The organism is Sphingomonas sp. UBA978, assembly GCF_002292295.1.
In the GTDB taxonomy this organism is placed as follows: domain Bacteria; phylum Pseudomonadota; class Alphaproteobacteria; order Sphingomonadales; family Sphingomonadaceae; genus Sphingomonas.
This window is the reverse complement of the sequence record NZ_DBBS01000018.1, coordinates 64,784-90,622: the sequence shown is the minus strand read 5'-3', so window position 1 is coordinate 90,622 and position 25,839 is coordinate 64,784. Positions and strand designations below refer to the sequence as shown.

Annotated in this window: 19 protein-coding genes; 7 read left to right on the top strand and 12 right to left on the bottom strand. The window is 68.7% G+C overall.

All coding sequences use genetic code 11. From position 1 onward, the window contains the following. Positions 1-76: 76 nt before the first annotated feature. The 4 genes from B2515_RS10245 to B2515_RS10230 all read right to left on the bottom strand — a co-directional run bounded on the left by B2515_RS10245 (position 77) and on the right by B2515_RS10230 (position 7,328). A complete protein-coding gene (locus tag B2515_RS10245; RefSeq protein WP_293876114.1) occupies positions 77-1,177 on the bottom strand; it encodes a carotenoid 1,2-hydratase in 1,101 nt (366 codons plus the stop codon). Positions 1,178-1,221: 44 nt separating this feature from the next. Then, the gene (locus B2515_RS10240; RefSeq protein WP_293876113.1) at positions 1,222-2,310 is read right to left on the bottom strand and encodes a carotenoid 1,2-hydratase; all 1,089 of its coding nucleotides are present in this window, start codon (positions 2,308-2,310) and stop codon (positions 1,222-1,224) included. A gap of 174 nt (positions 2,311-2,484) precedes the next feature. Next, entirely contained in the window at positions 2,485-4,824 is a 2,340-nt protein-coding gene (locus B2515_RS10235) for a TonB-dependent receptor (RefSeq protein WP_293876112.1), read from the bottom strand. Positions 4,825-4,907: 83 nt separating this feature from the next. Beyond that, positions 4,908-7,328: a TonB-dependent receptor gene (locus tag B2515_RS10230; protein WP_293876111.1), complete on the bottom strand. Its 2,421-nt coding sequence runs from the start codon at positions 7,326-7,328 to the stop codon at positions 4,908-4,910. A gap of 268 nt (positions 7,329-7,596) precedes the next feature. On the opposite strand from B2515_RS10230, the gene B2515_RS10225 reads away from it, so the two are divergent. From B2515_RS10225 to B2515_RS10195, 7 genes are all read left to right on the top strand, one after another. Then, positions 7,597-8,583 carry a phosphotransferase family protein gene (locus tag B2515_RS10225; protein ID WP_293876110.1) on the top strand — a complete coding sequence of 329 codons (987 nt, stop codon included), beginning with the start codon at positions 7,597-7,599 and terminating at the stop codon, positions 8,581-8,583. Positions 8,584-8,612: 29 nt separating this feature from the next. After that, complete coding sequence (locus B2515_RS10220; protein ID WP_293876109.1) at positions 8,613-9,875, top strand: acyl-CoA dehydrogenase family protein; 1,263 nt, start codon at positions 8,613-8,615, stop codon at positions 9,873-9,875. A gap of 60 nt (positions 9,876-9,935) precedes the next feature. Next, a complete protein-coding gene (locus B2515_RS10215) occupies positions 9,936-10,838 on the top strand; it encodes an SDR family NAD(P)-dependent oxidoreductase (RefSeq protein WP_293876108.1) in 903 nt (300 codons plus the stop codon). Between the two features lie 20 nt (positions 10,839-10,858). Then, positions 10,859-12,091 carry a cytochrome P450 gene (locus B2515_RS10210; protein WP_293876107.1) on the top strand — a complete coding sequence of 411 codons (1,233 nt, stop codon included), beginning with the start codon at positions 10,859-10,861 and terminating at the stop codon, positions 12,089-12,091. A gap of 62 nt (positions 12,092-12,153) precedes the next feature. Next, positions 12,154-13,956 (top strand): flavin-containing monooxygenase, encoded by a 1,803-nt coding sequence (locus B2515_RS10205; protein WP_293876106.1) that lies wholly within the window; start codon positions 12,154-12,156, stop codon positions 13,954-13,956. A gap of 144 nt (positions 13,957-14,100) precedes the next feature. Next, the gene (locus B2515_RS10200) at positions 14,101-14,748 is read left to right on the top strand and encodes a TetR/AcrR family transcriptional regulator (RefSeq protein ID WP_293876105.1); all 648 of its coding nucleotides are present in this window, start codon (positions 14,101-14,103) and stop codon (positions 14,746-14,748) included. Between the two features lie 77 nt (positions 14,749-14,825). Continuing rightward, complete coding sequence (locus tag B2515_RS10195) at positions 14,826-15,470, top strand: TetR family transcriptional regulator (protein WP_293876104.1); 645 nt, start codon at positions 14,826-14,828, stop codon at positions 15,468-15,470. Between the two features lie 58 nt (positions 15,471-15,528). Here the strand turns inward: B2515_RS10195 and B2515_RS10190 are convergent, their stop codons facing one another. The 8 genes from B2515_RS10190 to B2515_RS10155 all read right to left on the bottom strand — a co-directional run bounded on the left by B2515_RS10190 (position 15,529) and on the right by B2515_RS10155 (position 25,817). Beyond that, entirely contained in the window at positions 15,529-16,782 is a 1,254-nt protein-coding gene (locus B2515_RS10190) for an acetyl-CoA C-acetyltransferase (RefSeq protein WP_293876103.1), read from the bottom strand. A 55-nt stretch (positions 16,783-16,837) separates the two neighbouring features. Then, positions 16,838-17,941, bottom strand: a complete 1,104-nt coding sequence (locus B2515_RS10185; RefSeq protein WP_293876102.1) for a CaiB/BaiF CoA transferase family protein — start codon at positions 17,939-17,941, stop codon at positions 16,838-16,840. A 4-nt stretch (positions 17,942-17,945) separates the two neighbouring features. Next, on the bottom strand, positions 17,946-18,269 hold the full coding sequence (locus B2515_RS10180; RefSeq protein WP_293876101.1) for an EthD family reductase: 324 nt from the start codon (positions 18,267-18,269) through the stop codon (positions 17,946-17,948). Positions 18,270-18,577: 308 nt separating this feature from the next. Next, positions 18,578-20,329: an allophanate hydrolase gene (atzF, locus tag B2515_RS10175; protein ID WP_293876100.1), complete on the bottom strand. Its 1,752-nt coding sequence runs from the start codon at positions 20,327-20,329 to the stop codon at positions 18,578-18,580. After that, positions 20,326-23,925, bottom strand: a complete 3,600-nt coding sequence (gene uca / locus B2515_RS10170) for an urea carboxylase (protein WP_293876099.1) — start codon at positions 23,923-23,925, stop codon at positions 20,326-20,328. Before uca ends, atzF begins: the two co-directional genes overlap by 4 nt. Further along, positions 23,922-24,548: an urea amidolyase associated protein UAAP2 gene (locus tag B2515_RS10165; protein WP_293876098.1), complete on the bottom strand. Its 627-nt coding sequence runs from the start codon at positions 24,546-24,548 to the stop codon at positions 23,922-23,924. The genes uca and B2515_RS10165 overlap by 4 nt, the downstream gene beginning before the upstream one ends. Before the next feature lie 10 nt (positions 24,549-24,558). Continuing rightward, positions 24,559-25,377 carry an urea amidolyase associated protein UAAP1 gene (locus tag B2515_RS10160; RefSeq protein WP_293876097.1) on the bottom strand — a complete coding sequence of 273 codons (819 nt, stop codon included), beginning with the start codon at positions 25,375-25,377 and terminating at the stop codon, positions 24,559-24,561. Then, positions 25,374-25,817 (bottom strand): CopG family ribbon-helix-helix protein, encoded by a 444-nt coding sequence (locus B2515_RS10155; RefSeq protein ID WP_293876374.1) that lies wholly within the window; start codon positions 25,815-25,817, stop codon positions 25,374-25,376. Before B2515_RS10155 ends, B2515_RS10160 begins: the two co-directional genes overlap by 4 nt. Positions 25,818-25,839: the final 22 nt, after the last annotated feature.

Sequence of the window (25,839 nt, the reverse complement as noted above, 5' to 3'; positions counted from 1 at the left end):
GGAACACGGGGGGAGGGGGCGCGCCGGGCGGCGACCCGATCGGACGATCCGTCGGGCCGCCGGCCGTGCGCATCGGTCAGGGCAGCGATGCGTAGGGCTGGTTGTAGGGATTGACCTCGACATAGCTGCGGCCGGTGACGGATTGCCCGTTCAGCGTGCCGACGACCGCCGACGTCCCCTCCCAATAGGTGCGGTGGCCGGGCCAGACCATTTCCTGGTCGGCGACCTGCGGCGTGACGGTCAGCGTCCCTTCGGGCAGCACGACGTTCCACTTCGAGGGGTAGGTGTAGCCCGATTGCGCGCTGCGCCAGGTCGACAGCACCTGCAGGTCCATCTGCTGCCCCGGGACGGGGCTGGACACGCCGTTGACGACGCGGGTCCCGAGCTTGTTGACGATCGCGCCGGTCAGCGGGTCCTGCAGATAATACAGCATGTACTGCGTGTTGTTGTCGAGCTGGACGGCGAACCAGTTCCAGCCGCCGCCGAAGATCGACCCGCCCTGGTTGATCGCGGTGCCCTTCACGAACCACTGGCGATCCTGCCACGAGGTGCCGGTGATGCGGATCGGCACGCCATTGTCGTAGATCGTGCCGACGGTATCGAGCGCGGTCGACGAATAATAGGCCGAGGTCCGGCCGATCGGCCGGTAGTCGACCACGCCGTTGGTGCCGTGGACGGTGAACGGGATGCGGCTGCTGGTGGTCAGGTCGATGCCGAACCGGCCGTCGGACAGCATCGCCTTGATCGCATAATTCTGCCGCGATCCGCCGATCGACCAGTCCTTGTTGGTGAAGGTGAAGCTGCCGGTCTGCGCGGGGATGGTGTCGCTCTTGACCCGTTCCTCGACGCGGTGGACGTTGTTGTTCACGTCGGTGATCGCGAAATGCCACGAATATATCGCGGGGCCGAGCGGCAGCGGCCACAGCTGGAACACGGTGACCTCATAGCCATATTCGCGCTTCGCGCCGCTCGGGTCAGTGCCGTAGAGATGGCCGACGAAATACCACCATTCCAGCTGGCTGCGGTGCGCGCTTTCGTCCTTGGCCAGCGACACCGGTGCCGGCTGCTCGAACAATTGCGCCTGCGCCGCGGTCGCGCCGATGCCGGTCGGCATCGCCAGCAGGGCGAGGCCGTTGGCGATGGCGGCCAGTTTCCGCCGTGATGTTCTCCAGATCATCCTTGCTCTCCTTGTGGTTGCAATAGGGTGGATCGCGCGGGCGATCAGGGGAGGATGCGCAGGCCCCAGTCGACGCCCCAGGGGTTCATCTCCGCAAAGGCCTTGCCGGTGGCGGGCTTGCCGCCGAGCGTGCCGGTGACGCGGGCAGGTCCCTCGTAATAGAATTTCTGGGTAGCCGGCGCGTGCAGCTCGGCGTCCTGGATGATCGGCACGATGGTGATCGCACCCTCGGGCAGCGTCACCTTCCAGCTCGCCGGATAGGTGTAGCCGGTGTTCGGGCTGCGCCAGCTGCCGATGCGTTCGAGCACGAGCTGGCTGGCGGGGATCGGCGTATAGGTGCCGTTCGCGGTCTTGACCCCGATCGCGTGATCGATCGTGCCGTCGCCCTTCATGAAGAAGCTGAGGTTATACTGGGTGTCGTCGTCCATCGAGACGCCGAACCAGGTCCAGCCGCTGTCCGCCTGACCCGGCGCGCCGGTCGCCCATTCGTGGTCGTACCAGGTCGTGCCGGTGACTCGGATCGGCACGCCATGGTCCCAGACCGTTCCGCTCGTCTTGTTGACGTTGAACGAATAATAAGGCGACTTCCACGTGCCGTAGGTTTCGACGCCGTTGATCCCGTTCAGCGTCGGCGGCTGCGTCGCCTGCGCGGTCAGGTCGATCGCATATTGCAGGTCGGTGCGGCTCGCCTTGGCATAATAAGCGCCCATCGAGCCGCCCATCCGGAAGCCGAGGACGTTGAGGTCGAACCGGTTGGCGGTGGTGGTGAACGGCCCGGGCAGGACGCGCTTTTCGAAGTGGAACGTGCCGCGGGTGAGATCGGAAATGGCGAAATGCGCGTCGTAGACCGGCGGCAGGCCCGCGACGGGGGCGATCTGGAAGACCACCATCTCATAGGCATAGGAGCGCTTGCCGCCGGCCGGATCGGTGCCGTCGAGGAAGCCGGTCATGTACCACCATTCCGCCGGCTGGCGGTGCGACGCCTCGTCCCTGGGCAGGACGATGCCGGTTTCGATCGGGGGGAAGTTGCCGATCGCCTGGGCGAACGCGGGCGCCGGGCCGGCGAGGGTCGCGAGCAGGGACGCCGACAGGGCAAGCGCGCAAGCGAGCACGCGCGTAAGCACGGGTTTCATGGCCAGCCTTCTCCTAAAGCCTTGGTTGTTCTGCTGTTCGTCGTGGGCTTCGCCGCCTGTTCCCCGTCGGTTGCGGGGCGTGTCGTCAGGCGACTCAGCGTCGCATAAGATGGCAAGTGTTGCACACCGCAAGTAATAGTCAACACTGACCAGAAAGATTATGGTGTCGGTCGCTCAGTATCGGAACTTCGTCCGCAGCCCGAAGGTGCGGGGCGGGGCCATATAGGCGTTCTCGGTCGTCCCCTGCAGCGGCGCGAGGAAGGCCGCATTGGCGTAGATCCGGTTGGTGAGGTTCTGGCCCCACAGCTCGAGCCGAACGCCGCCATCGGCAATGTCGACGCCGAGATTGGCGTTGAGCAGCGTCACCGGGGGGCGGGTGATCTTGCTGGAATTGTCGAGATATTCGCGGCCCGTATATTGGACTTCGACCCGTCCGGTCAGCGCCAGCCGGTCGCCGAGCGGCTGGTCGAGGTTGAGCGAGGCGTTGCCACCCAGCCGGGGCACGAAGCGGACGCTCTGCCCCGACAGCATCGCGGACAGCGACGGATCGACGCCGTAGCGCGCATGCGGCAGCCACGTTCCGTCGAGGTTGAGCGTCAGGGCCTGACCGATCCTGATGCTGTTCTCCAGCTCCAGTCCATAGGTCTTCGCGGACCGTGCGTTGAGGACGGTGAACTGGACGCCGATGAACTGCGCGACCTGAAGGTCGGAGACCGTGTTGTAGAAGATCGCGACGTTGGTGTGGGCGCGGTGGTCGAGATAGCTGAACTTGCCGCCGAACTCGAAGGCGTTGACCTTTTCGGGGCGGTAGATCGGCGACAGTGGCCGCGCCCCGGCGACGATCGCCGGGTTGTTGGCGGCGCCGCCGGCGCCATTGGCGTCGAGGATGACGCCGCCCGCCTTGAACCCGCGATTGTAGGTCAGATAGACCATCGCATCGCGGCTGAAGGAATATTGCGCGCCGAGCGTGCCCGACAGCGCGCGGTCCGTCGTCGCGACGTCATAGGCGGGTGCGGGCATCAGGCCGAGAACGCGGAACGTGTCGTCGGGGCGGTTGCGGTAGAAGCCGTTGGCGAACGCGCCGCGCTTGCGCTCGATCGAATAGCGCAGGCCGCCGAGCAGCTTCCACCCCTTGCCGAGTTCGACGTCGGCATGCGCGAATAGCGCATAGGATTGCGCCGATCCGGTCATGATCTCGTTCGACCACAGGCCCGGCGCCGCATAGACCCGCCCCGCACCCAGCAGGGTGTTCCAGAAGGTCTGCGCCTGGCTGCCCCAGCGCAGGTTGCGGCCGAGATCGAGCTGTTCGTCCGAGACGAAGCCGCCGAGCACGTAATCGGCGTGCAGCGCGGCGGATTTGCCGTTAAAGGTCAGCTCCTGCGACAGGAAGCGGCTGGCGAAGCGTTCGTCGAGGTTGAGGATGTCGGCGCCGGAGAAATCGGCATCGCCGTTGCGCTGGTCGATCACGAACTTGCGGATCGCGGACACCGATTTGATCGTGTCGCCGCCGATCGCGAGCGAGGCGAGCAACGTGCCGCCATAGTCGCGGACGACCTGCCGGCCCGGATTGCTTAGCACCTGTTCGAAATCGCTGAGCCGGGGCGACGGCGTGCGCAATCCGCGCGCGCGGATCAGGCCGTCGATCAGCGGCTGCACCGCGCCGGGGCTGTAGCTGGACGTCGCGAAGCAGCAATGGCCGACGCTCTTCGCATCGTCGCCGATCAGCTGGAACGACAGGCGGTCGGACGGCTCCCACAGGATCTGCGCCTTCACCGCATGCGATGCGCTGTCGGCGATGGCGCGGCGGTCGTTCGGGTCGGTGTAGAAGCCGTCGCTGCCGCTGTAGAGGCCGGCGACGCGCACCGCGACGGTATCGGACAGGCCCGCGCCCACCGCGCCGCGGACGGACACCATCCCGTAATTGCCGACCGTCCATTCGCCGGTCGCGGTCGGTGTCGCCTCCGGCCGGGTGCTGGTCAGCAGCACCGCGCCCGCCGAGGTGTTCTTGCCGAACAGCGTCCCCTGCGGCCCGCGCAGGATCTGGAGCGAATCGATGTCGAGGAAGTTCTGCACCACCGCGGCGGCGCGGGTGCGATAGACGCCGTCGACGAAGATGCCGACCGCGCCTTCGAACGCGCGGCTGGTGCCGGTCGTGCCGAGGCCGCGGATGATGACGTTGGCCGAGGACGCCCCGTTCGCCTGCGAGCGGAACTGGATGCTCGGCGACAGGCTCTGGATGTTGGTGATGTTCTCGACATGCGCCTGCGCCAGCTGCTCGCCGGTCGCCGCGGTGATCGCGATCGGCACGTCCTGCAACCGTTCGCTGCGGCGCTGCGCAGTGACGACGATATCCCCGGGTTCCGCCGCCGCCGTGGCTGCGGGCGCCTTCTGCTCCTGCTGTTGCTCCTGTTGCTGTGGCTCTGGCGGTTGCTGGATGATGGGTTGTGCCCATGCTGGCGCCGGCATCAGCGCGAGCAGCGCCACACCCGCCAGCCGATAGCTGCGTGTCGTCATTACGGTAAGGAACCCCCGTCCGAGTTAGGATGGAATGTGCATGCCGCCGGCGGGGGAGGGCGATCCCCTCCACCCGCCGCGGGTCAGTAGGCGAAGCCGATCGTTGCGCCGATCGTGCGCGGCATGCCGGTCTGGCGGACCAGCGCGTCGTTGATGCGCGTGGCCGAGGTCCAGTACCAGCTGTCGGTGACGTTGCGTCCCCACACGCTCAGCCGCCAGCCGTCCTTCTCCACCCCGGCGCGCAGGTCGAGCAGCGTGTAGGACGGCACCTTTTCGTTGTCGTTGGGGATGAAGCCCGAATAGGTCTTGCCCTGCACCGCGAGATTTCCGCCGAGGAACGCCTTCGCCCCGCCGCCGATCGACCAGCGATATTGCGCGTCGAGCGACCCCTGTACCTTGGGCACGAGCGGGAAGGCCTGGCCGCCGAAATCCTGCGGCTGGCCGAGATAGTCGAAGTTGAGGAAGCGGCCGCGCACCTTCGTATCGATATAGGAGAGCACCGGGTTGATCGTCAGCCCGGGCACCGGACGCCACGCCGCCGACAGCTCGACGCCGGCGACGCGCGATTTCGGCACGTTGATGAGCTTCAGCAGCGTCCCGAACGCGATGTCGGCATAGCGGCCGATCGTCTGCTTGTTGCGATAGTCGTAGTAGAAGGCCGCCGCGGTCAGGTCGAGCGTGCGGTCGAACAGCGCCGTCTTCACGCCCGCTTCATAGGCGACCACCTTTTCCTGCGTCACCGGGTCCATCTCCGCCTGGGTGGAGGCGATGATCGTCGGGAAGCTGCCCGCCTTGTAGCCCTGGCTGACGTTGGCATAGAGCAGCGTGTCCGCCGACGCCTTCCAGTTGAGGCCGACCCGCCAGCTGACATTGTCCTCCTTCAGCGTGTCGGTGCGGCATCCCATCAGGAAGGTCGGCGCCGCACCCAGCGACAGGCAGTCCTTCAGCCCCGGCGTCTGCCCGCTGGGCGTGAAGACGCCATAGGCCGCACGCAGCTGCGCCTGCAGCAGCGTGAAAAAGAAGGCGGTGTTGCCGTTCACCCCATCGAACGCCTGGCCGAAGAAGTTGCGGGTGGTCTTGGTATAGCGCGCCGATCCCTGCAGCTTCAGCGTCGGGGTGAGCGGATATTCGACGTTGCCGAACACCGCGCCCGTGGAAATCCTTTGGTCCGTCCGCTCGTAATTGCCCGGCAGGTTGAGGATGACGAGCGGCGATACGGAAAGCAGGACGTGACTGAGCGACCCATCCTTGTCGAGGATCTGGAACTGGTCGAACACCGTGTCGTGTTCGTAATTGCCGCCCAGCATCCAGTTGCCGCGACCGCCGAACGTGCCGGCGAGCCGCGCCTCCTGATACCAGGTCTTCACGTCGCCCTGCTGGACGGTCGAATAATCCTCGAAGGAGGTGCCGTCGCCCTCGACCGGCTGGTCGCGCCGGAAATGCTGATAGGAGGACAGCGTCGTCAGGCTGACGTCGTCGGTGACGTCATAGCCGAGCCGGAGCGAGGTGAAGACGAAGGAATTGCGCCGGTGATAGTCGACGCCCTGGTCCCAGTCGGCGTAGCGATTGTCGTGCGGCGCGACGGGATAGGCGACCAGCCCGGGCGGCATCAGCGCGGTCGCGCCCGGCGTCAGCACCTGCAGCCCGAAGAATTGCGGCGCCGGCGTCTCGCCATGGTCGCGCCATGCGCTGACGTTGAGGCTGGCGTGGAAGCGGCTGCCGGGATTCCAGTCGAGCAGCAGCCGGCCGTTGAGCAGGTCGCGCTCGCCGAGTTTGGCGCCGGTCGTGTAGCTCTTCTGCCATGCGCCGCCCTGGCTGACCTTGAACGCGGCGCGTGCCTTCAGCGTGTCGGTGACCGGCCCCGACAGGAAGGCCTCGACATCGACCGCGCCGAAGCTGGCGTAGCTGAGCTGGCCGCCGGCGCTGAGCCGGTCGGTCGGGCGGGCGGCGATGAAGTTGATGAGGCCGCCGGTCGAATTCTGGCCGTATAGCGTGCCCTGCGGCCCCTTGAGCACCTCGACCCGCTCCAGATCGAGCGCGACGCCGATCGTTTCCGGGCTGAACGGGATCGGCACCTCGTCGCTGTAGACGGTGACGGTCGGCGCAGCGGACAGCGTGGTTTCCTGATAACCGATGCCGCGCAGCGTATAGACGTTGGCGCCATAGGGCGTCGGGTTGCTGGCGAAGCCCGGCACGACCTTGACCAGATCCTGCGGCGCGGCGACGCCGGCGTCGATCAGCGACCGGGTCGACAGCGCCTGGATCGACATGCCGACGTCGCGAATGCTCTCGCTGCGCTTCTGCGCGGTGACGATGATGTCGGGAGCGTCGTCTGCGGTGGTCTGGGCGGTAGCCGGGGCGGCGGTCGTGGCGGTGGCGGCCGGCGTGGTCCGGGCGGGCGCCGGCGCGGCGGTCTGCGCCCAGGCGCCGGTGGCTGCGGTCGCTGCCGCGCAGACCCCGAATGTGATGCGGGACACCGTCCCCAGCAAAGCCCTTTTCGACATATCCCCTCCTCAGGATTCTTCGTTCGACGATCGTGCGGGGCGGCGTGGCCCGGAACCGTTTTGCCGGTTTCTCAGGAAGCGCTTTACCTCACTCGCGGTCTTAACTACACGTATAAATACGAAGCGGATAGTGGTTTGTGCATCCCGTATGCAGATGCCCGAACGGCGGGTTTACGAGGGGATTTCGCCGAAAGGCGCGATTTATCCCGGATGAATCAGTCACCTAAGACCAGAATATCGCACAAGCGGGAGGGGCGGACGTAATTCTATGCAAGCGGCACTCGAAAAATTTCTGACGGCGGCGCTGCCCGGCGCGCCCGCAACGCTGGCGATCGAGTCGATTCCCGGCGGCCAGTCGAACCCGACCTTCTTCCTCACCTATGGCGACCGGCGGCTCGTGCTGCGCAAGCAGCCGCCCAACGCCTTGCCCTCCGCCCATGCGATCGATCGCGAATATCGGGTGATGGCGGCGCTGGCGGGCAGCGCGGTGCCGGTGCCCGACATGGTGCTCTATTGCGACGATCGCGCGGTGATCGGCACGCCCTTCTATCTGATGGAGCGGATCGAGGGGCGGGTGTTCAACGATCCCTCGCTGCCCGGCGTGTCGCCCGCGGACCGGCGCGCGATGTATCTCGCGATGGCCGATACGCTCGCGGCGCTGCATGCGGTCGACTGGGCGGCGTGCGGCCTCGCCGATTTCGGACGGCCGGGCAATTTCTTCGAACGGCAGGTCGGACGCTGGACGCGGCAATGGCAGCTGGCCGAGGGCGCGCCGTCGGCGGACATCGATTTCCTGATCGACTGGCTGCCGCGCCACATTCCGGCGAGCGACGTCAGCACGATCGCCCATGGCGACTTCCGCATCGGCAATCTGATCTATCACCCCGTCGAACCGCGCGTCGTCGGCGTGCTCGACTGGGAATTGTCGACGCTGGGCCATCCCGCGGCGGACGTCGCCTATAGTGCGCTCGGCTGGCACCTGAACGCCGCCGACTATATGGGGATCGCCGATCTCGATCATGCCGCACTCGGCATCCCGAGCGAGCGCGACTATCTCGACCGCTATCGCGCCGCCGCGACGCAGACCTTCGCGGTCGCGCCGTTCCATACCGCCTTCTCGCTGTTCCGCCTCGCGGTGATCTTCGAAGGGATTGCGGCGCGCGCGCGGCAGGGCACCGCCAGCGCCGACAATGCCTCCGACGTCGGCCGGCTCGCGGGACGCTTCGCGCGGCTCGCGGTCGAACAGGTCGCCTGAGCCGCAGCTCTCTTTCCAAAGGATATCCCATGGATTTCGAATATTCGCCGCGCGTCGAGGACCTGAGGGGCCGGATGGCGGCGTTCCGCGACACCTATGTCCTGCCGCAGAATCGCGCCTGGACGCATGCGACCGAGGCGGGCCGCTATCCCTCCGAGATCATGGAGCCGCTCAAGCAGCTGGCGCGCGACGAGGGGTTGTGGAACCTGTTCCTGCCCGCGCTGCGCGACGACGAGCCGGGCACGCGGCTGACCAACCTCGAATTCGCGCCGCTCGCCGAACAGATCGGGCGGATGCCCTGGTCGGCCGAAGTGTTCAATTGCAGCGCCCCCGACACGGGCAACATGGAATTGCTCCACCTGTTCGCCACCCCCGAGCAGCGCAGCCGCTGGCTGGACCCTCTGCTGCGCGGCGATATCCGGTCGTGCTTCGCGATGACCGAGCCGGACGTCGCCTCCGCCGATGCGACCAACCTCGAAACGCGCATCCGCCGCGACGGCGACCATTATGTCATCAACGGCCGCAAATGGTTCACGACCGGCGCGCTGCACCCCCATTGCCGGATGTCGATCGTGATGGGCGTCACCGACGACGATCCCGACGCCTCGCCGCATGCGCGCCATTCGATGGTGATCGTGCCGATGGACACGCCGGGCCTCACGATCGTGCGCAACGTGCCCGTCCTCAACCATCTGGCGGTCGAGGGGCATTGCGAATTGCTGTACCGCGACGTGCGCGTGCCGGTGACCGACCTGCTCGGGCAGGAGGGGGCGGGGTTCGCGCTGGCGCAGGCGCGCCTGGGGCCGGGTCGCATCCACCATTGCATGCGTACGATCGGCCAGTGCGAACTGGCGCTCGACCTGATGTGCGAGCGCGCGCTCGAACGCCGCGTCTACGGCCGCTACCTGTCGGACTACGCCAATATCCAGGACTGGATCGCGCTGTCGCGGATCGAGATCGACCAGGCGCGGCTGCTGGTGCTGCGTGCCGCGTCGGTGCTCGACCGGCTCGGCAACAAGGCGGCGAAGATCGACGTGTCGGCGATCAAGGTGGTCGCGGCGGGATTGCAGACGCGGGTGATCGATCGCGCGGTGCAGGTGTTCGGCGCGATGGGCCTGACCAACGACACGCCGCTCGCCGGCTTCCTCGGCTGGGCGCGCGCGCTGCGTTTCGTCGACGGGCCCGACGAGGTCCATCTGCGCATGATCGCGCGCAACGAGATCGGCCGGATCAAGCGCGATCCGGGTGCGCGCGCGCTCTATTACACGCCGCCCGTCGCCGATCACGGCTAGCAATCCAATAATAGTCAGTATAGACTAATAGCAACGACAAAAGCGAGTCGGACGGACCCGATGACGAAGGAGCGGAGCGGCATGGACATGCGCGGCAAGACGGCGTTCATCACCGGCGGCGCGAGCGGGATCGGCCTGGCCATCGCGCAGCGCTGCGCGGCGGAGGGCATGACGCTGTTGCTCGCCGATATCGAGGAGGGCGCGCTGGCGCGGGCGGCCGAGGATCTGCGCGCCGGCGGCGCAAGCGTCGTCACCTACCGACTCGATGTCGCCGATCTCGACCGCTACCGCGACGTCGCGGCGCAGGTGATCGCCGATCATGGCGCGCCGTATCTGCTGGTCAACAACGCCGGTATCGCGTGGAAGGCGCCTGCCAGCGCCGCGACGCCCGAGGACTGGCGCTGGACGATCTCGGTCAACGTGCTGGGGCTGGGCTATGGCATCAGCCTGTTCGTGCCCGCGATGATCGCCAGCGGCGCGCAGGGCTATGTGCTCAACACCGCGTCGATCACCGGGCTGATCGTCTCGCCGGGGGGATCGGCGGTCTATTCGGCGAGCAAGCATGCGGTGGTCGCGATTTCCGAAACGCTGGCGCACGAACTGCGCCCGCTCGGCCTGCACGTCGCGGTGCTGTGCCCGGGCAGCGTCGCCACCAACATCACCGATGCCGACCGCAATCTGCCCGATCACGTCGGGCACGATGCGCTGACCAGCGCGGCGGCGGAGGAGCGCGCCTTCACCCGCTCGTTCGTCGACAACGGCATCACCCCCGCGGCGGTCGCCGACCAGGCGTTCGCCGCGCTGGCGGAGCGGCGGTCCTACGTCGTCACCCACCCCGAGTATCGCGACGAGATCGCGACGCGCCACCGCCAGATCGAGGCGGCGGTGCGCGGCGAACCGGCCAGCGACGTCGCGCTGCTCGCGCTGGCGAAGCAGATCCTCAATCTCCAGCCCCTCACCTGATGTCCGCGAAAGGCCCCATGATGACCGCTGTCCCCGACGATCTGCCGCGCGGGCTGGAACTCACCTCGCTGTCCCCGACGTTCCGCGCCGATCCGCATGCCGTGCTCAACGCGGCGCGCGGCAAATGCCCCGTGCTGCACGACGGGGTGCTGCGCGACTATGTCGTGCTGTCGGCGGAGGTCGGGCGCAAGGTGCTGGCGGACCGCCAGTTGCCGAGCGACCCGCGCAACACGGTGGAGACGTCGACGCGGCGGCTGCGCGGCGAGGACCTGACGCGCGATCCGCCGATCATGTTCATGGACGATCCGCTGCACAAGCGCGTGCGCGGGCTGGTCGGCCGCGCCTTCAACGCCGAGCGGATCGAGCGGGCGCGGCCGCGCGTCGCCGCGTTGTGCCACCAGCTGATCGACGCGGCGGGCGCGAACGGCGGCGGGTTCGACTTCATCGACGCGATCGCGCGCCCGCTGCCGACGATCACCATCGCCGACATCCTGGGCATCGATTCGCGCCATCACGACGATTTCAAGGTCTGGTCGGACCGGATGGTCGCCGCGATGCTCAACCCGCTCGCGCCGCCGGCGGTGAAGGAGGAGGGGGCCGCCGCGGCGGTCAGCCTCTACCAATTGTTCAGCGCGGAGATCGCCCTGCGCCGCGCCGGCCCGATGGACGGCGACGATCTCATCACCGCGCTGATGACCGTCGAGCATCAGGGCGAACGGTTGAGCGACCCGGAGATCGTCGAACATGCGCAGGTGCTGCTGATTGCGGGCAACCAGACGACGACCGACCTGCTCGGCACGACGCTGTGCAACATCCTGCGGACCGGCGACAGCTGGGCGCGGCTGGTCGCCGATCCCGGCCTGATCCCCAATGCGGTGGACGAGGCGATCCGGTTCGAACCGCCGATCTTCTCGACCGACCGGATCGCGGCGGAAGACATGGAACTGGGCGGCGTCGCCATCCCGAGGGGGCACCAGATTTCGGTCATGCTGACCGCGCTCAACCACGATCCCGCGGTCAATCCCGATCCCGATCGGTTCGACATCGCGCGCAAGCCGGTCAAGCATTTCTCGTTCGGCGGGGGGCGGCACACCTGCCTCGGCGCGCCGCTCGCGCGGCTGGAGGCGCAGGAATTGCTGAAGGCGATGGTCGCCCGCGTCCCGACGCTGGTCGCCGATCCGGCGCATGAGGCGGTCTATACGATGAATCCCGGCTTTCGCGGGCTCGACAGCTTTTGGGTCAAGCCCGCCTGAGTCACCAAGACGCCACGACCCCGCCTGCGCCGGTCGGCCGCGGGGATGACAAGGAGCTGGATATGTCCGTTGTTGATGCCGGGGCGGCCCCGGTCGATCTCGAAGCCCTGCGCGTCCGCTATCGCGAGGAGCGCGACAAGCGGCTGCGCACGGACGGCGTCGACCAGTATATCGGGACGGGCGGCGACTTTTCCTATTTCGCCGACGACCCCTATGTCGCGCGCGTCGAGCGCGCGCCGGTGGTGCGGACGTGCGAGGTGGCGATCGTCGGCGCGGGCTTCGGCGGCATCCTGACCGCGGTGAAGCTGAAGGATGCCGGGATCGACGACGTGTTGATGATCGAGAAGGGCGGCGATTTCGGAGGGACCTGGTACTGGAACCGCTATCCCGGCCTCGCCTGCGACATGAAGTCCTACGTCTATCTGCCGCTGCTCGAGGAGACGGGCTATATGCCGCCGCGCTCCTATGCGTCGGGGCCCGAGATCCGCGCGCATGCCGAACGGATCGTCGACCATTGGTCGCTGCGCGGGCGGGCGCTGTTCCAGACGCTGGTGACCCGCGCCGAATGGATCGCGGAATCCGGCCGCTGGCGGGTGTCGACCGATCGCGGCGACGTGATCGAGGCGCGCTATCTGGTCACCGCCAACGGGCCGTTATCGCGGCCGAAGCTGCCCGGCATTCCCGGCATCGCGGGCTTCGCGGGCCACACCTTCCACACCAGCCGCTGGGACTATGCCTATACCGGCGGCGGCCCCGGCGGCGAGCTGACCGGACTGAAGGGCAAGCGCGTCGCGATCATCGGCACCGGCGCGACCGGCATCCAGTGCATTCCCCATCTCGCCGCGCACGCCGAGCGGCTCTACGTCGTCCAGCGCACACCGTCGGGCGTCGACGTCCGGCGCGAGGTGCCGACCGATCCCGCCTGGGTCGCCTCGCTCCAGCCCGGCTGGCAGCAGGAATGGATCGACAATTTCAACGCGCTGACGTCCGGCGCGCCGGCCGAACGCGATCTGATCGAGGATGGCTGGACGTTCCTGTTCAAGAAGATCGCGGCGGCGGCGGCGAGCGCCAGCGGGCCCGACGCGATACTGCAGATCCTGCACGCCGCCGAAGTCGCGGATGCCGAAAAGATGGAGGAGATCCGCGCCCGGATCGACGCGATCGTCGCCGATCCCGCCACCGCCGAGCGGCTCAAGCCCTGGTATCGCCGCTTCTGCAAGCGGCCGGTGTTCCACGACGGCTATCTGGAAACCTTCAACCGCGCCAATGTCACGCTGCTCGACACCGACGGGCGCGGCGTCGAGGCGGTGACCGAGACGGGGATCCGCGTCGGCGGGGTCGAATATCCGGTCGATTGCATCGTCTTCGCTTCGGGGTTCGAGGTCGGGACCGATTACGTCCGCCGCGCTGGGTACGACATCGTCGGTCGCGACGGCCTGTCGTTGCAGGACAAATGGTCGCGGCGGTTCTCCACCTTCCACGGCATGCACGTCCACGGCTTCCCCAACCTGTTCCTGCACCAGAATGCGCAGGCCGCCTTGCCCGCCAATTTCTGCCACGGCCTCGCCGAGGGGGCGAAGGCGATCGCGGCGGTGGTCGGCCATGCCCGGCGGGCGGACCGCCCCGTCGTCGAGGCGACGCAGGCGGCCGAGGACGCCTGGGTGGCGCATTGCGGCGAAGTGGCGGCCAATCTCGTCCCCTTCTTCGAGCAATGCACGCCGGGCTATTACAATCTGGAGGGCAAGCTGACGCAGGAGGCGGCGCAGGGATTCGGCTATGGTGCGGGGGCCGCGGCTTTCTTCGCGCTCAAGGACCGGTGGCTGGCGGACGGCCAGTTCGACGGGCTGGTCTTTTCGACGCATTGACACGGGGCCGCCGCCATCGGCCCGACGAGGCCGGATGCCTATCGGAACAAAGGAAATTCCGTCCGCTGCCGCGCCGATGGATGGACAGCGGTGCCCGCGCCTCCCTACAATGCGCGCCAGTCGCGACCGTCCGGGATGAATGATGTGCCTGCCACGCCTGTTGCCCCCAGCGGCGAGCGAAACGTCGCGACGCGCGCCCGCGGCAAGGCGACGCGCGACATCCTGCTGTCGAGCGCGATCAAGCTGGTCGCGCTGCAGGGCTATGCCGCGACCACGACGCAGGCGGTGCTCGACGATGCCGGGGTCAGCCGGGGGTCGCTGCTGCACCAGTTTCCGACCCGCGATCTGTTGATGGTCGCGACCGCCGAGGAGGCGATGACGCGGATGCTCGCCGCGGTCGAGAGCGGGCTGCTGCGGCATAGCGACCTGCTGAAAGGGATGATGGATTTTCCCAGCATCCTGTGGCGGGTGCAGACCGACCTGCCCGCGCGCGCCTTCACCGAGATCCAGCTCGCCAGCCGTTGGGACGTCAGCCTCGAGGAGGGGCTGCAGCGCGCGATGCGCTCGGTCAGCGCGCTGGCGAGCGGCAAGGTGATGCAGGTCGCCGAGCAATTCGCGATGAACGATCCGCTGGGGCTGCTCAACGAGGTCTATCTGCTGATCGCGGCGACGCAGGGGCTGGCGATCGGACGCGACCTGACCGGCAACAAGACGCTGGCGACCGCGTCGCTGGCGCTGCTGAAGGAGCGTTTCGTCGTCGCCTTGCGCGGACGTCTGCCCGTTTCCGCCTGATCCCCGAATGCCATTCATCGCTTGGCGCGCCCGGACTTTCGCGATAGATTGGTTCATCAATCGGTTAAGGAACAGGCGTGGCGGGGAGGAAGGCGATCGACCAGGACGTGGAGGCCCCGGCGTCGGGCCGCGCACGGCTGCTCGAGGCGACGAGCGTGGCGATGCGCGAGGCGGACAATCTCGACGTGCCGCTGAGCGACATCGCCGCCAAGGCGGGGCTCAACGCCGCGCTGGTCCGCTATTATTTCGGCGGCAAGGACGGCCTGCTGCGCGCGCTGCTGGAGCGGGATACCGAGAACAACCTCGCCGAGCTGGAGCATCTGCTGGCGATGGACATCCGCCCGTCGAAGAAGCTGCGCTATCACCTCGCCGGCCTCATCAACACCTATCACAACTACCCCTATCTCAGCCGGCTGATGATAAAGCTGTTGCAGGAGGGGACGGAAGAGGAGCGCCAGCGGATCGCCGACCGCTTCCTGAAGCCGATCGCCGCGGCCTATGAGGTGATCGTGCGCGACGGGCGGGCGATCGGCGAATTCCGCGACGTGGATCCGAAACTGCTCTATTTCAACGTGATCGGCATGTGCGATCATCTCTTCTCGTCGAGCGTGTCGCTGAAATATTGCTATGGCATCACCGTCGTCGACGATGCGCTGAAGCGCCAATATATCGATCAGGTGGTGACGATCTTCCTCAAGGGCGTGCTCGCCGACGACGCTTGACGGGCGGGGCGTGACCGGCGGGGAGGGGCGCGCGCGCGCCCCCCGCTGGCATCGGGGGCTACATCCGCTCGACGATGATCGCGGGCGCCATGCCGCCCGCCGCGCACATCGTCACCAGCCCGCGCCGGAGGTTGCGGCGTTCCAGTTCGTCGACGATGGTGCCGATCAGGATCGCGCCCGTCGCGCCGATCGGATGGCCGAGCGCGATCGCGCCGCCGTTGACGTTGACGCGCGACCGGTCGAGGCGGAGGTCGCGGATGAACTTTTCGGTGACGACCGCGAACGCCTCGTTGATCTCCCACAGGTCGATGTCGTCCACGCTCAGGCCCGCCCTGGCCAGCGCCTTGCGCGCGGCGGGGACGGGGGCGTTGAGCATCAGCGTCGGACAGTCGCCGACATTGGCGGTGGCGACGATGCGCGCGCGCGGCGTCAGCCCGTGGCGGCGGGCATATTCGGGCGAGGCGAGCAGCAGCGCGGCGGCGCCGTCGACCACTCCCGACGAATTGCCGGCATGGTGGATGTGCTGGATGGAGAGGTCGGGATAGCGGGCGTTGACCAGCACGCGATAGGTCGTGCCCGCCTCGTCCACCGCGACGTCGGCGATGACCGCGAACGACGGGCGCAGCGCCGCCAGCCCCTCGGCGGTCGTGCCCGGGCGGGGAAATTCGTCGCGGTCGAGCGCGATCGTGCCGTCGGGATTGTGGACGGGCACGAGGCTGCGCGCGAACCGGCCCTCCGCGATCGCGACGGCGGCACGCTGCTGGCTCTCGAGCGCGAGCGCATCGACGTCCGCGCGCGTGATCCCCTCGATCGTCGCGATCGCATCGGCGCAGACGCCCTGGTGCGATTGCGGATGGCGCGCGCGCAGCCGCAGGTTGCCCGCATCCATCATCATCGGCGGCTCGCCGCGTGCCGCTTCCTGTGCGGCCATCGTCGCGGTCAGCGACATCATCTCGGTCCCGCCCGCGATGATCGCCTCCTCGAACCCCGATGCGATCATGCCCGCGGCGAGGCCGACCGCGGTGATCCCCGACCCGCAGAACCGGTCGAGCGTCACGCCGCTGACGCGGATGTCCAGCCCGGCGTCGAGCAGCGCCATGCGCGCGAGGTCGTTGCCCTGTGCGCCGCGCTGCGCGCTGGTGCCCCAGATGACGTCGTCGATCGTCGCGCTGTCGATCGCGTTGCGTTCGACCAATGCCGCAAGGACGGTGGCGGCGAGCACCTGCGGATGCAGCCCCGCGAGCGCGCCCTTGCCCGGCTTGCCGATGCCGCGGGGGGTGCGGGCGGCGTCGATGATCCATGCTTCCGACATGCTGTGCTGTCCTGTCTCGTGCGTTGAAGGGCGATCGCGCCCGATGGGGCGGCGATCAGCGTGGGGTGGCGGTGGCGTCGAAGGCGATGCCGGGGCGCGGTACGCCGTCCCACATGCGCGGGCGCGGCAGGGGGGTCGCCGAATAGCGCGGCGCGGGCGCGGGCTGCATCACGCCGTCGATCTCGACGAACGTTGCGCGCTGCGCATTGTGGGGGTGGAGCGGCGCCTCGGCCATCGACAGCACGGGGGCGAAGCAGATGTCGCTGCCCTCCATCTCGGCGGTCCAGGCATCGCGCGTCCGGGTGCGGATGATCGCGGCCAGCCGGGGCTTCAGCGCCGCCCAGCGCGCCGGGTCGAAATGGTCGTCCCAGTCCGCGTCGGTCAGCCCGGCCGCTTCGCGCAGCAGCGCATAAAATTTGGGTTCGATCGATCCCAGCGCGATGAATCTGCCATCGGCGGTTTCGTAGGTGTCGTAGAAATGCGCGCCGGTATCGAGCAGGTTGACGCCGCGTTCGTCGCGCCACATGCCGACCGCCAGCATGCTCCAGATCGCGCTCATCAGCAGCGCGCTGCCGTCGGTCATCGCGCAATCGATCACCTGGCCCTCGCCGGTCGCGCGGGCATGGTAGAGCGCGCTGACTATGCCGAAGGCGAGCATCATCGCACCGCCGCCGAAATCGCCGACCATGTTGATCGGCGGCGTCGGCTTGTCGCCTTCGCGGCCGAAGGCGTGGAGCGCGCCGCTGAGCGCGATGTAGTTGATGTCGTGCCCCGCCGCCTGCGCATAGGGACCGGTCTGCCCCCAGCCGGTCATCCGGCCGTAGACGAGCCGGGGATTGCGCGCGAGCAGCTCGGCGGGGCCAAGGCCGAGCCGCTCCATCACGCCCGGCCGGAACCCCTCGATCACGCCGTCCGCCCCGGCGACGAGGTCGCGCACCCGGTCGCGATCCTCCACCGACTTGAGGTCCGCCGCGACGAAGGCGCGCGAGCGCAGCGTGACGTCGCGCCGGCGGATGGCGATCGCCGCATCGGTCAGGTCTTCGGGGCGTTCGACGCGGATCACCTCCGCGCCATGGTCTGCGAGCATCATCGCGGCGAACGGCGCCGGTCCGATCCCTGCGAATTCGACGATCCGCAGCCCTGCCAAAGGTCCCGCCATCCGTTCAGCCCTTCACCGCGATATTGACCTGCCCGACCGGCGCGACGCCGGAAAAGCGCGCGATATCCTGCTGGAGCAGGGGTGCATCGGGATGGGCGACGGCGGCCTGCAGATCGGCGTTCGATCGGAAATGCAGGATCGTCATCGCGGTGAACGGCGGCGCGTCGCCCGGGACGCTCGACGCGATCCCGCGCAGCACCTCGACGCGGTCGAGGAACGGCCCCCAGATTCGATCGACCAGCGGCAGGTGCCGGCTGGCATAATAGTCGAAATCGAAGCCGTCGGCAGCGGCGGGATACAGGAGCGTCAGGATCGGGCGCGACGGCATGTTCACTCATCCTACCGGTGGGGATGAGTGGTACTTAATCGTGTAATTAACTGACGGCAAGGGGCTTGCGAGTGGCATGGGACGGCGACCGCCCGCGCCGGCGGGGCGGGGTGCCGGCTCCGTGGCGGTCAAGGATGTCGGAAGCGGGTCTTCGGCAGGCGCAGCGGCACGATGCGAGCCGTGGCCGCGCGAACGATCTTCGCACGGCACACGGCCGGCCGCTTGGGGCAGCGATATCGGACCCGGCATCGCATGACATGCCGGCACGTCACGCGGCGTCGGCGGCGCGCGTCAGCGTGTCGGCAGCCTCATCGGGCGATATAGGCGCGCCAGCCGCCGAGCGCAGTTATATCCTCGGCACCGGTCAGGGCGCGGGGTTCGGCGACGAAGCCCTTCACCTGGCTGCCGTCCGCGAGGGTCACCGTGCCGATCGCGAGCGGCGGCGGCACGTCGACGACGAAGCTGCCGAAAGCGGCCATGTCGAGTTCGTAGACCTCCACCGCGATGCCGGCGCCGTCGGGGCTGTGCACCAGCGCCGGCTTCGGCGGCACGCTGTCCGCCATCGCGTAGAGGCGATAGGTCGGCGCCGTCGTCGTCGCGCCGACGAAGCGCGCGTCGCGCGAGGTGAGCTGCCAGTGCAGCGGCATGTCCTTGAGGTGCGCACCCACCACCGCCAGTTTCACGCTGTCCATCCGTCCCTCCAGGTCAAGCGGCGGCGGGGAGGCCGACGCGGGAAACAGGGTCCTTGCCGCATCGATCAGCGCGCGATCGATGCCGGCCGGTCCCATCAGCGTGACGCCGAAGCCGACGCCATTGCCATAGGTGCCGGTCGGCACCGCGATCGCCGCCATGTCGAGCAGATTGACGAAATTGGTATAGGCGCCGAGCGTCGCGTTGAGTGCGATCGGGGCGGCCAGCATCTCGGCGACGCGATAGCTGGTCGGCGCGGTCGGCAGGACGATGAGGTCGACCTCCGCCCACATCCGCGCCGCGATGCGGGCGAGTTCGGCGAGGCGGTAGCCGCCGTTGAAGGCGTCGATCGCACTGTAATCCTTCCCCTGTTCGACGATCGCGCGGACGACCGGATGCACCGCATCGGCGTCGCGGTCGAGCAAGGGTTGCAGCGCCGCCGTGCGTTCCGCCACCCATGGCCCGTCGTATAGCAGGCGCGCGGCCTCATCGAGCGGCGCCAGGTCGATCGTCACGATCTCCGCATCGAGGCCCGCCAGCGCCTGCCGGTACAGAAATTCGGAGTCGATATCGCCGAACCAGCGGCACTGGTCGGCGCGCGGGATGCCGATCCGGCGGCGCGCACGCGGGACGTCGGCGAGCGGGCGGGACAGCGCGTCGTCCGAGTCGAAGCCGGCGACGGCATCGTCGACCAGCGCGGCATCGTCCGGCGAACCGGCGAAGACGGTGATGCAGTCGAGCGTGCGGCAGGCGGGGACCAGCCCATGGCTGCTCCAGCGGCCGCGGGTGGGCTTGAATCCGACGAGATGGTTGAACGCGGCGGGAACGCGGCCCGATCCGGCGGTGTCGGTGCCGAGCGCGAAGGCGACCAGCCCCGCCGCGACCGCGACCGCCGATCCGGAACTCGATCCGCCGCTGATCCAGTCGCGGTTATAGGCATTGCGCGGGATGCCATAGGGGCTGCGCGTGCCGTTGAGGCCGGTGGCGAACTGGTCGAGGTTGGTCTTGCCCACCGGAATCGCGCCCGCGGCGACGAGGCGCTCGACGACGGTCGCGGACCGGTCGGGGCGATAGGCGAAGGCGGGGCAGGCGGCGGTGGTGTCGAGCCCCGCGACGTCGATATTGTCCTTCACCGCGAAGGGCACGCCGGCGAGCGGCAGTGCCTCGCCCGCGGCGAGGCGCGCATCGACATGCGCGGCCGCGGCGCGGAGCGCGTCGGCATCGTGGCGCGCTATCCATATCGCGGACTGGACCGCGTCATAGGCGGCCAGCCGTTCCAGCACGTCCTCGATCACCGCGACGGCGGTGCAGCGACCCGCCCGGACATCGGCGGCGATGCCGGCGATCGGGAGCCGGTCGAGCGCGGTCATGCCGGCATCAGCGCCAGCACCGGTGCGCCGGGGGTCACCGTCTGCTGCTCGGCGACGTAGAGCGCCGCCACGGTGCCGGCGGCGGGGCTGAGCACGGGAAATTCCATCTTCATCGCCTCCAGCACCGCGATCGTCTCCCCCGCCGCGATCGGATCGCCGACCGCCTTCAGCAATTTCCAGACGTTGCCGCCGAACGGTGCCTCGACCAGTGCCGCACCATCGGGGACCGCGACGGCATCGGTCGCTACGTCGCCGTCGGCGCCGGCGAGGTCGGCGACGCGGTCGAATTCGCCGCGCCGTTCCCATTCCGCGCGCTCGTCGGCGAAGGCGGCGTTGCGGCGCGCCTCGAAGGCGGTGATCGACGCATCGTTCTCGGCGAGGAAGGCACGATAGTCGGCGAGGCGGAACTCCGTCTCCTCGATCCGGATGTCGCGGCGGCCGAGCGGGAAGTCGCGGCGCCATTCGGTCAACTCGTCGTGGCTGACCGGGAAAAAGCGGATCTGGTCGAAGAAGCGCAGCAGCCACGGCTTGCCGTCGGCGAAGGCGCCGGTCTGGCGATAGGTGTTCCACACCTGGATGGTGCGGCCGAACAGCTGGTAGCCGCCCGGGCCTTCCATGCCGTAGATGCACATATAGGCGCCGCCGATGCCGACGACGTTGGGCGGCGTCCACGTCCGCGCCGGATTGTACTTGGTCGTGACGAGGCGATGGCGCGGGTCGATCGGCGTCGCCACCGGCGCGCCGAGATAGACGTCGCCGAGGCCGTAGACGAGGTAGCTGGCGTCGAAGATGATGCGGTGGACGTCGTCGGCGCTGGCGAGCCCGTTGGCGCGGCGGATGAATTCGATATTGTCGGGGCACCAGGGCGCATCGTCGCGGACCACGCGCATGTAGCGGTCGATCGTCTCGCGGATCGCGGGGTCGTTCCAGCTCAGCGGCAGGTGGACGACGCGCGAGGGGATGACGAAGTCGTTGAGATCGCCGAGGTCGTGCTCGATCGCGGTCAGCCGCTCGATCAGCGCCGCCTCCTTCAGGCGGACGCCGTCGATATGGACCTGGAACGAGCGGATGCCGGGGACGATGTCGAGAATGCCGGGCAGCGCCAGCGCGGCGAGCGCGGTGGTCGCGGCATGGACGCGCAGGCGGAGTTCGAGGTCGAGCGTGATCGGCCCGTATTCGACCAGCAGGTTGCGGTCGCCCTGGCGGCGGAACAGCACGCGCGGGCGCAGTCCGTCGGCGGGCATGTCGGCGAGGATCGCGTCATGGCCGGTCGAGGGCGCGCCGGCGACGGGCGCGACGGGGCGATGCTCGATCCACGCCTCCTCGGCCTGGCTCGCCGCATCCGCCTGCGCGAGGCTGACCTGTTCGAAGCGGACGCGATCGCCCGGCGCGAGCTGCCCGACCTTCCACAGGTCCGCCGCGATGACCACGAACGGGCAGACGAAGCCGCCGAGCGAGGGACCGTCGGGGCCGAGGATGATCGGCATGTCGCCGGTGAAATCGAGCGCGCCGATCGCATAGGGATTGTCGTGGATGTTGGACGGGTGCAGCCCCGCTTCGCCCCCATCCTTGCGCGCCCAGCGCGGCTTGGGGCCGACCAGCCGCACGCCGGTGCGGTTGCTGTTGTAATGGATGCGCCATTCCGCCGACAGGATCGTGTCGACGTCCTCCGGCGCGAAGAAATCGGGTGCGCCATGCGGCCCGTACAGGACGCGGATCGTCCAGTCGGGGCCGAGGGCAGGCTGTTCGACAACGCGCGGACCCGGGATCGCCGCGGGCGCGTGCGTGGTCAGGTGCAGCGTGTCGCCGACGCGCAGCCGCCGCCCGCCGTGACCGCCGAACTCGCCGAGGTCGAAGGTGCTGGCGCTGCCGAGATAGGTCGGCACGTCGAGCCCGCCCGCGAACAGGATATAGCCGCGCATGCCGCCGCCGCCGACCCGGCCGAGCGCGAGCGACTGGCCGGCGCCGACGACGACGGGCGCGTTGCGCGGCACCGGCTTGCCGTCCAGCGTCGCGGCGAAATCGGCGCCGGTCAGGCAGATGCGCGCCGCGGCGTTGAACTGCAGCGTCGGGCCGGTCGCGGTCACCTCCAGCCCCGGCGCATCGGAATCGTTGCCGAGCAGCACGTTGCCGAGCCGGAATGCGCGCGCATCCATCGGCCCCGACGGCGGCACGCCGATGTCCCACAGGCCGACGCGGCCGGGATAGTCCTGTACCGTGGTCGCGGTGCCGGCGGAGCGGACGACGATGCTCTGCGGACGGTGGACCACGCTTTCGAGCGAGCGGGTCGATACGTCGCCGCTGGTGAAATCGCCGCTGCGGGTGACGTCGCGCAGCCAGCGCACGTTGGTTTCGATCCCCGCGAACTGCGTGCGGTCGAGCGCGACCTGCATCGCCGCCACCGCGGCCTCGCGGGTGTCGGCGTGGACGATCAGCTTGGCGAGCATCGGATCGTAGAAGGACGACACGTCGGAGCCGGATTCGACCCAGCTTTCGACGCGGACGTCGTCGGGAAAGGCGACCCGGGTCAGCGTGCCCGCCGCGGGGCGGAAATCGACCGCGGGGTCCTCGGCATAGAGGCGCGCCTGGATCGACCAGCCGCGCGGAGGCGGCACGGGCTGGTCGAGGAAGGCGAAGTCGCCGCCGGCACCGCGCACCATCCATTCGACCAGATCAACGCCGGTCACCTCTTCGGTGACGCCATGTTCGACCTGCAGCCGGGTGTTGACCTCGAGGAAGAACCAGTCCTGCCGCTCGGGATCGTAGAGGAACTCGACGGTGCCCGCCGAACGGTAGCGCGCCGCCTCGCCGAGCCGTACCGCCGCCTCGATCAGCGCGGCGCGGATCGCGTCGGGCAGGTGCGGGGCGGGGGCCTCCTCGATCACCTTCTGGTTGCGGCGCTGGAGCGAACAATCGCGTTCGCCGAGCGCGACGACGCGGCCCTGGCCGTCGCCGAAGATCTGCACTTCGACATGGCGCGCGCGCGGCACGAAGCGTTCGAGGAACAGGCCGGCGTCGCCGAAATTGCCCGCGCCCAGGCGCGCGACCGCGGCATAGCCGTCGCGGACCGCCTGTTCGTCGGTGCAGACGCGCATGCCGATGCCGCCGCCGCCCGCGGTCGCCTTCAGCATCACCGGATAGCCGATGCGCGCCGCCGCCTCGAGGGCAGCCTCGACGCTGTCGAGCAGGCCGGTGCCGGGGGCGAGCGGCACGTTCTGCGCCTCCGCCAGCGCGCGCGCGCTGTGCTTCAGCCCGAACGCCCGGATGCTGTCCGGCGTCGGCCCGATGAAGGCGATGCCCGCCGCCTCGCACGCCTCCGCGAAGCCGGCATTTTCGGACAGGAAGCCATAGCCGGGGTGGATCGCGTCCGCGCCCGTCTCGCGCGCCACCGCGAGGATGCGCGCGACGTCGAGATAGCTCTCCGCCGCCGGCCCGGCGCCGATCCGCACCGCGACGTCCGCCTCGGCGACGTGGCGCGAGGCCTCGTCCGCATCGGAGAAGACCGCGACCGAACGGATGCCCATCCGCCGGAGCGTGCGGATGATCCGGCAGGCGATCGCGCCGCGGTTGGCGATCAGGACGGTGCCCACGGTCATGCGGTGACGATCATGCGGACGGGGGTGGGGTTGAAGCCGTTGCAGGGATTGTTGATCTGCGGGCAGTTCGACACGACCACGGTCACGTCCATCTCGGCGCGGACGTCCACGGTCAGCCCCGGCGCGGAGATGCCGTCGACGATCCCGAGCGCGCCGTCGGGTTCGACGGGCACGTTCATGAAGAAGTTGATGTTCGACACGATGTCGCGCTTGCCGCGGCCGTCGCGCAGATTGGCCTCAAGGAAGTTGTCGACGCAGGCGTGCTGGGCCTTGGTGTGCATGCCGTAGCGCAGCGTGTTCGATTCGCACGAACAGGCGCCGCCGATCGTGTCGTGATAGTCGACCGAGGTGGCGACGATCGTCATCATCGCGCGCCCTTCGTTCGACCGCAGCACGCTGCCGGTGCGCAGGAAGATGTTCTGCTGCGCCGCGATCGTATCCTGCGCGCTGTAGCGTTCGGCATCGTCGTCGGTCGCGTAGAGCAGGAAATCGACCGCCTGGTTGCCCTCCAGATCGACGATCCGCAGCGTCTGCCCCGCCGTCAGCCGGTGCAGCCAGGGGGCGCGTGCCGGCACGATCGCGTCGTGGAGGATGGGGCCGGTGAGGTCCTGCGTGTGAGCCATGGTGTCCATCTCAGCAGCGGTACAGATCGTCGGTGTTGAGGAAGGCGCGCTGCCGTTCCGGCGTCGCGTTGCGGATCGCATCGTCCGGGCCGGCGACCGCGCCGCGCCATGCGGTCGCGCGCAGCGGCGTGACGCTCCACGGCCGCGTGTCGAGCACATGCGGGCAATTGGCGAGGACGAGGATCACGTCCATGTCGGCGCGCAGCACCAGCGCGCGGCCGGGCGCGAACGGGCCGATCCGTGCCGCGACGCCGCCGTCCGCCGCGATCGCCACGCCCTTGAACAGGTTGATGCAGGGATGGATGTCGCGCCGGCCGAGGCCGTGCTTCGCCGCGCCGAGCAACAGCCGGTCGCGCGCGCTGGGATGCGCGCCCGCATTGCTGCCGTCACCGTAGCGCAAGGCGTTCGACGCGGGGGTGGAGGGACCGCAGAACGCGTCGTGCGTGCCGGCCTCGTCCGTCTCGATGCTCGCCATGACCCGGCCCATGTCGGACAGCAGCAGGCTGCCGGCACCGGGATAGGCGTTCCACTGTACCTTCACCGTGTCGGCGATGTTGAGCCGCTCGGTCGGCATCGTCGCATTGAACAGCAGCAGCGAGGCGCAGGCATCGCCCTGAAGGTCGATCAGCCGCAACCGCGTGCCGCGGCGCAGGATGCGCGTCGCATAGCCGCCCGCGGCGACCGTCTCCTCCCACAGCAGATCGTCCGGCGCGATGTCGGCGGGCAGGTCGTCGGCGCGGGGCGGCAGGACCGGCATCGCCTCGACGACGGTGCCGCCCATGGCGCGGGCATGCGCGCGGGCGGCATTGGGATCTGCAAGCGTGTTCATGCCGCTTTTCCTGTGCTGTGCGGCGCGACCTCGTCCTGTTCGTGGAGCGGGGGAAGCAGCGCGGTGGTGGTGAACAGGCGCAATTGCTGGACGCCGCGCACTTTGCGCAGCGCATCGCACAGGTCGCGCAGCCGCCGGGCCGGCCCCTGTACCAGCAGCACCTCGAGCGACTGGTCGTCCTCGAGGAAGACATGCTGCGAGGAGATGACCTCCTTCAGATAGTCACTTTGCGTCTGCGCCAGCTGGTGGCGGACGCGGCCCAATTCGGCGCGATAGACGAGCGTGATCGTCCCCGCGAGCATGTCCTCCGGCCGCGAGGCGGCGCCGTGTTCGGCCAGTTCGTCGCGGATCAGCTCGGCGATCAGCTGCGACCGCGAGGGCAGGCCGCGATCCTCCACCATCGCGTCGAGCTGGCGGAAGAGTTCGGCGGGCAGGCTCATGCTGAGCCGCGCGAGGCTGGAG

What these genes read in the sequence shown, in the direction of transcription:
- B2515_RS10240 (WP_293876113.1), bottom strand. Translation starts at nt 2,310, where the DNA reads ATGAAACCCGTGCTTACGCGCGTGCTCGCTTGCGCGCTTGCCCTGTCG.
- B2515_RS10155 (WP_293876374.1), bottom strand. Translation starts at nt 25,817, where the DNA reads ATGAGCCTGCCCGCCGAACTCTTCCGCCAGCTCGACGCGATGGTGGAG.
- B2515_RS10230 (WP_293876111.1), bottom strand. Translation starts at nt 7,328, where the DNA reads ATGTCGAAAAGGGCTTTGCTGGGGACGGTGTCCCGCATCACATTCGGG.
- B2515_RS10180 (WP_293876101.1), bottom strand. Translation starts at nt 18,269, where the DNA reads ATGCCGTCGCGCCCGATCCTGACGCTCCTGTATCCCGCCGCTGCCGAC.
- B2515_RS10210 (WP_293876107.1), top strand. Translation starts at nt 10,859, where the DNA reads ATGACCGCTGTCCCCGACGATCTGCCGCGCGGGCTGGAACTCACCTCG.
- atzF (WP_293876100.1), bottom strand. Translation starts at nt 20,329, where the DNA reads ATGACCGCGCTCGACCGGCTCCCGATCGCCGGCATCGCCGCCGATGTC.
- B2515_RS10160 (WP_293876097.1), bottom strand. Translation starts at nt 25,377, where the DNA reads ATGAACACGCTTGCAGATCCCAATGCCGCCCGCGCGCATGCCCGCGCC.
- B2515_RS10235 (WP_293876112.1), bottom strand. Translation starts at nt 4,824, where the DNA reads ATGACGACACGCAGCTATCGGCTGGCGGGTGTGGCGCTGCTCGCGCTG.
- B2515_RS10225 (WP_293876110.1), top strand. Translation starts at nt 7,597, where the DNA reads ATGCAAGCGGCACTCGAAAAATTTCTGACGGCGGCGCTGCCCGGCGCG.
- B2515_RS10220 (WP_293876109.1), top strand. Translation starts at nt 8,613, where the DNA reads ATGGATTTCGAATATTCGCCGCGCGTCGAGGACCTGAGGGGCCGGATG.
- B2515_RS10215 (WP_293876108.1), top strand. Translation starts at nt 9,936, where the DNA reads ATGACGAAGGAGCGGAGCGGCATGGACATGCGCGGCAAGACGGCGTTC.
- B2515_RS10190 (WP_293876103.1), bottom strand. Translation starts at nt 16,782, where the DNA reads ATGTCGGAAGCATGGATCATCGACGCCGCCCGCACCCCCCGCGGCATC.
- B2515_RS10245 (WP_293876114.1), bottom strand. Translation starts at nt 1,177, where the DNA reads ATGATCTGGAGAACATCACGGCGGAAACTGGCCGCCATCGCCAACGGC.
- B2515_RS10185 (WP_293876102.1), bottom strand. Translation starts at nt 17,941, where the DNA reads ATGGCGGGACCTTTGGCAGGGCTGCGGATCGTCGAATTCGCAGGGATC.
- B2515_RS10205 (WP_293876106.1), top strand. Translation starts at nt 12,154, where the DNA reads ATGTCCGTTGTTGATGCCGGGGCGGCCCCGGTCGATCTCGAAGCCCTG.
- B2515_RS10165 (WP_293876098.1), bottom strand. Translation starts at nt 24,548, where the DNA reads ATGGCTCACACGCAGGACCTCACCGGCCCCATCCTCCACGACGCGATC.
- uca (WP_293876099.1), bottom strand. Translation starts at nt 23,925, where the DNA reads ATGACCGTGGGCACCGTCCTGATCGCCAACCGCGGCGCGATCGCCTGC.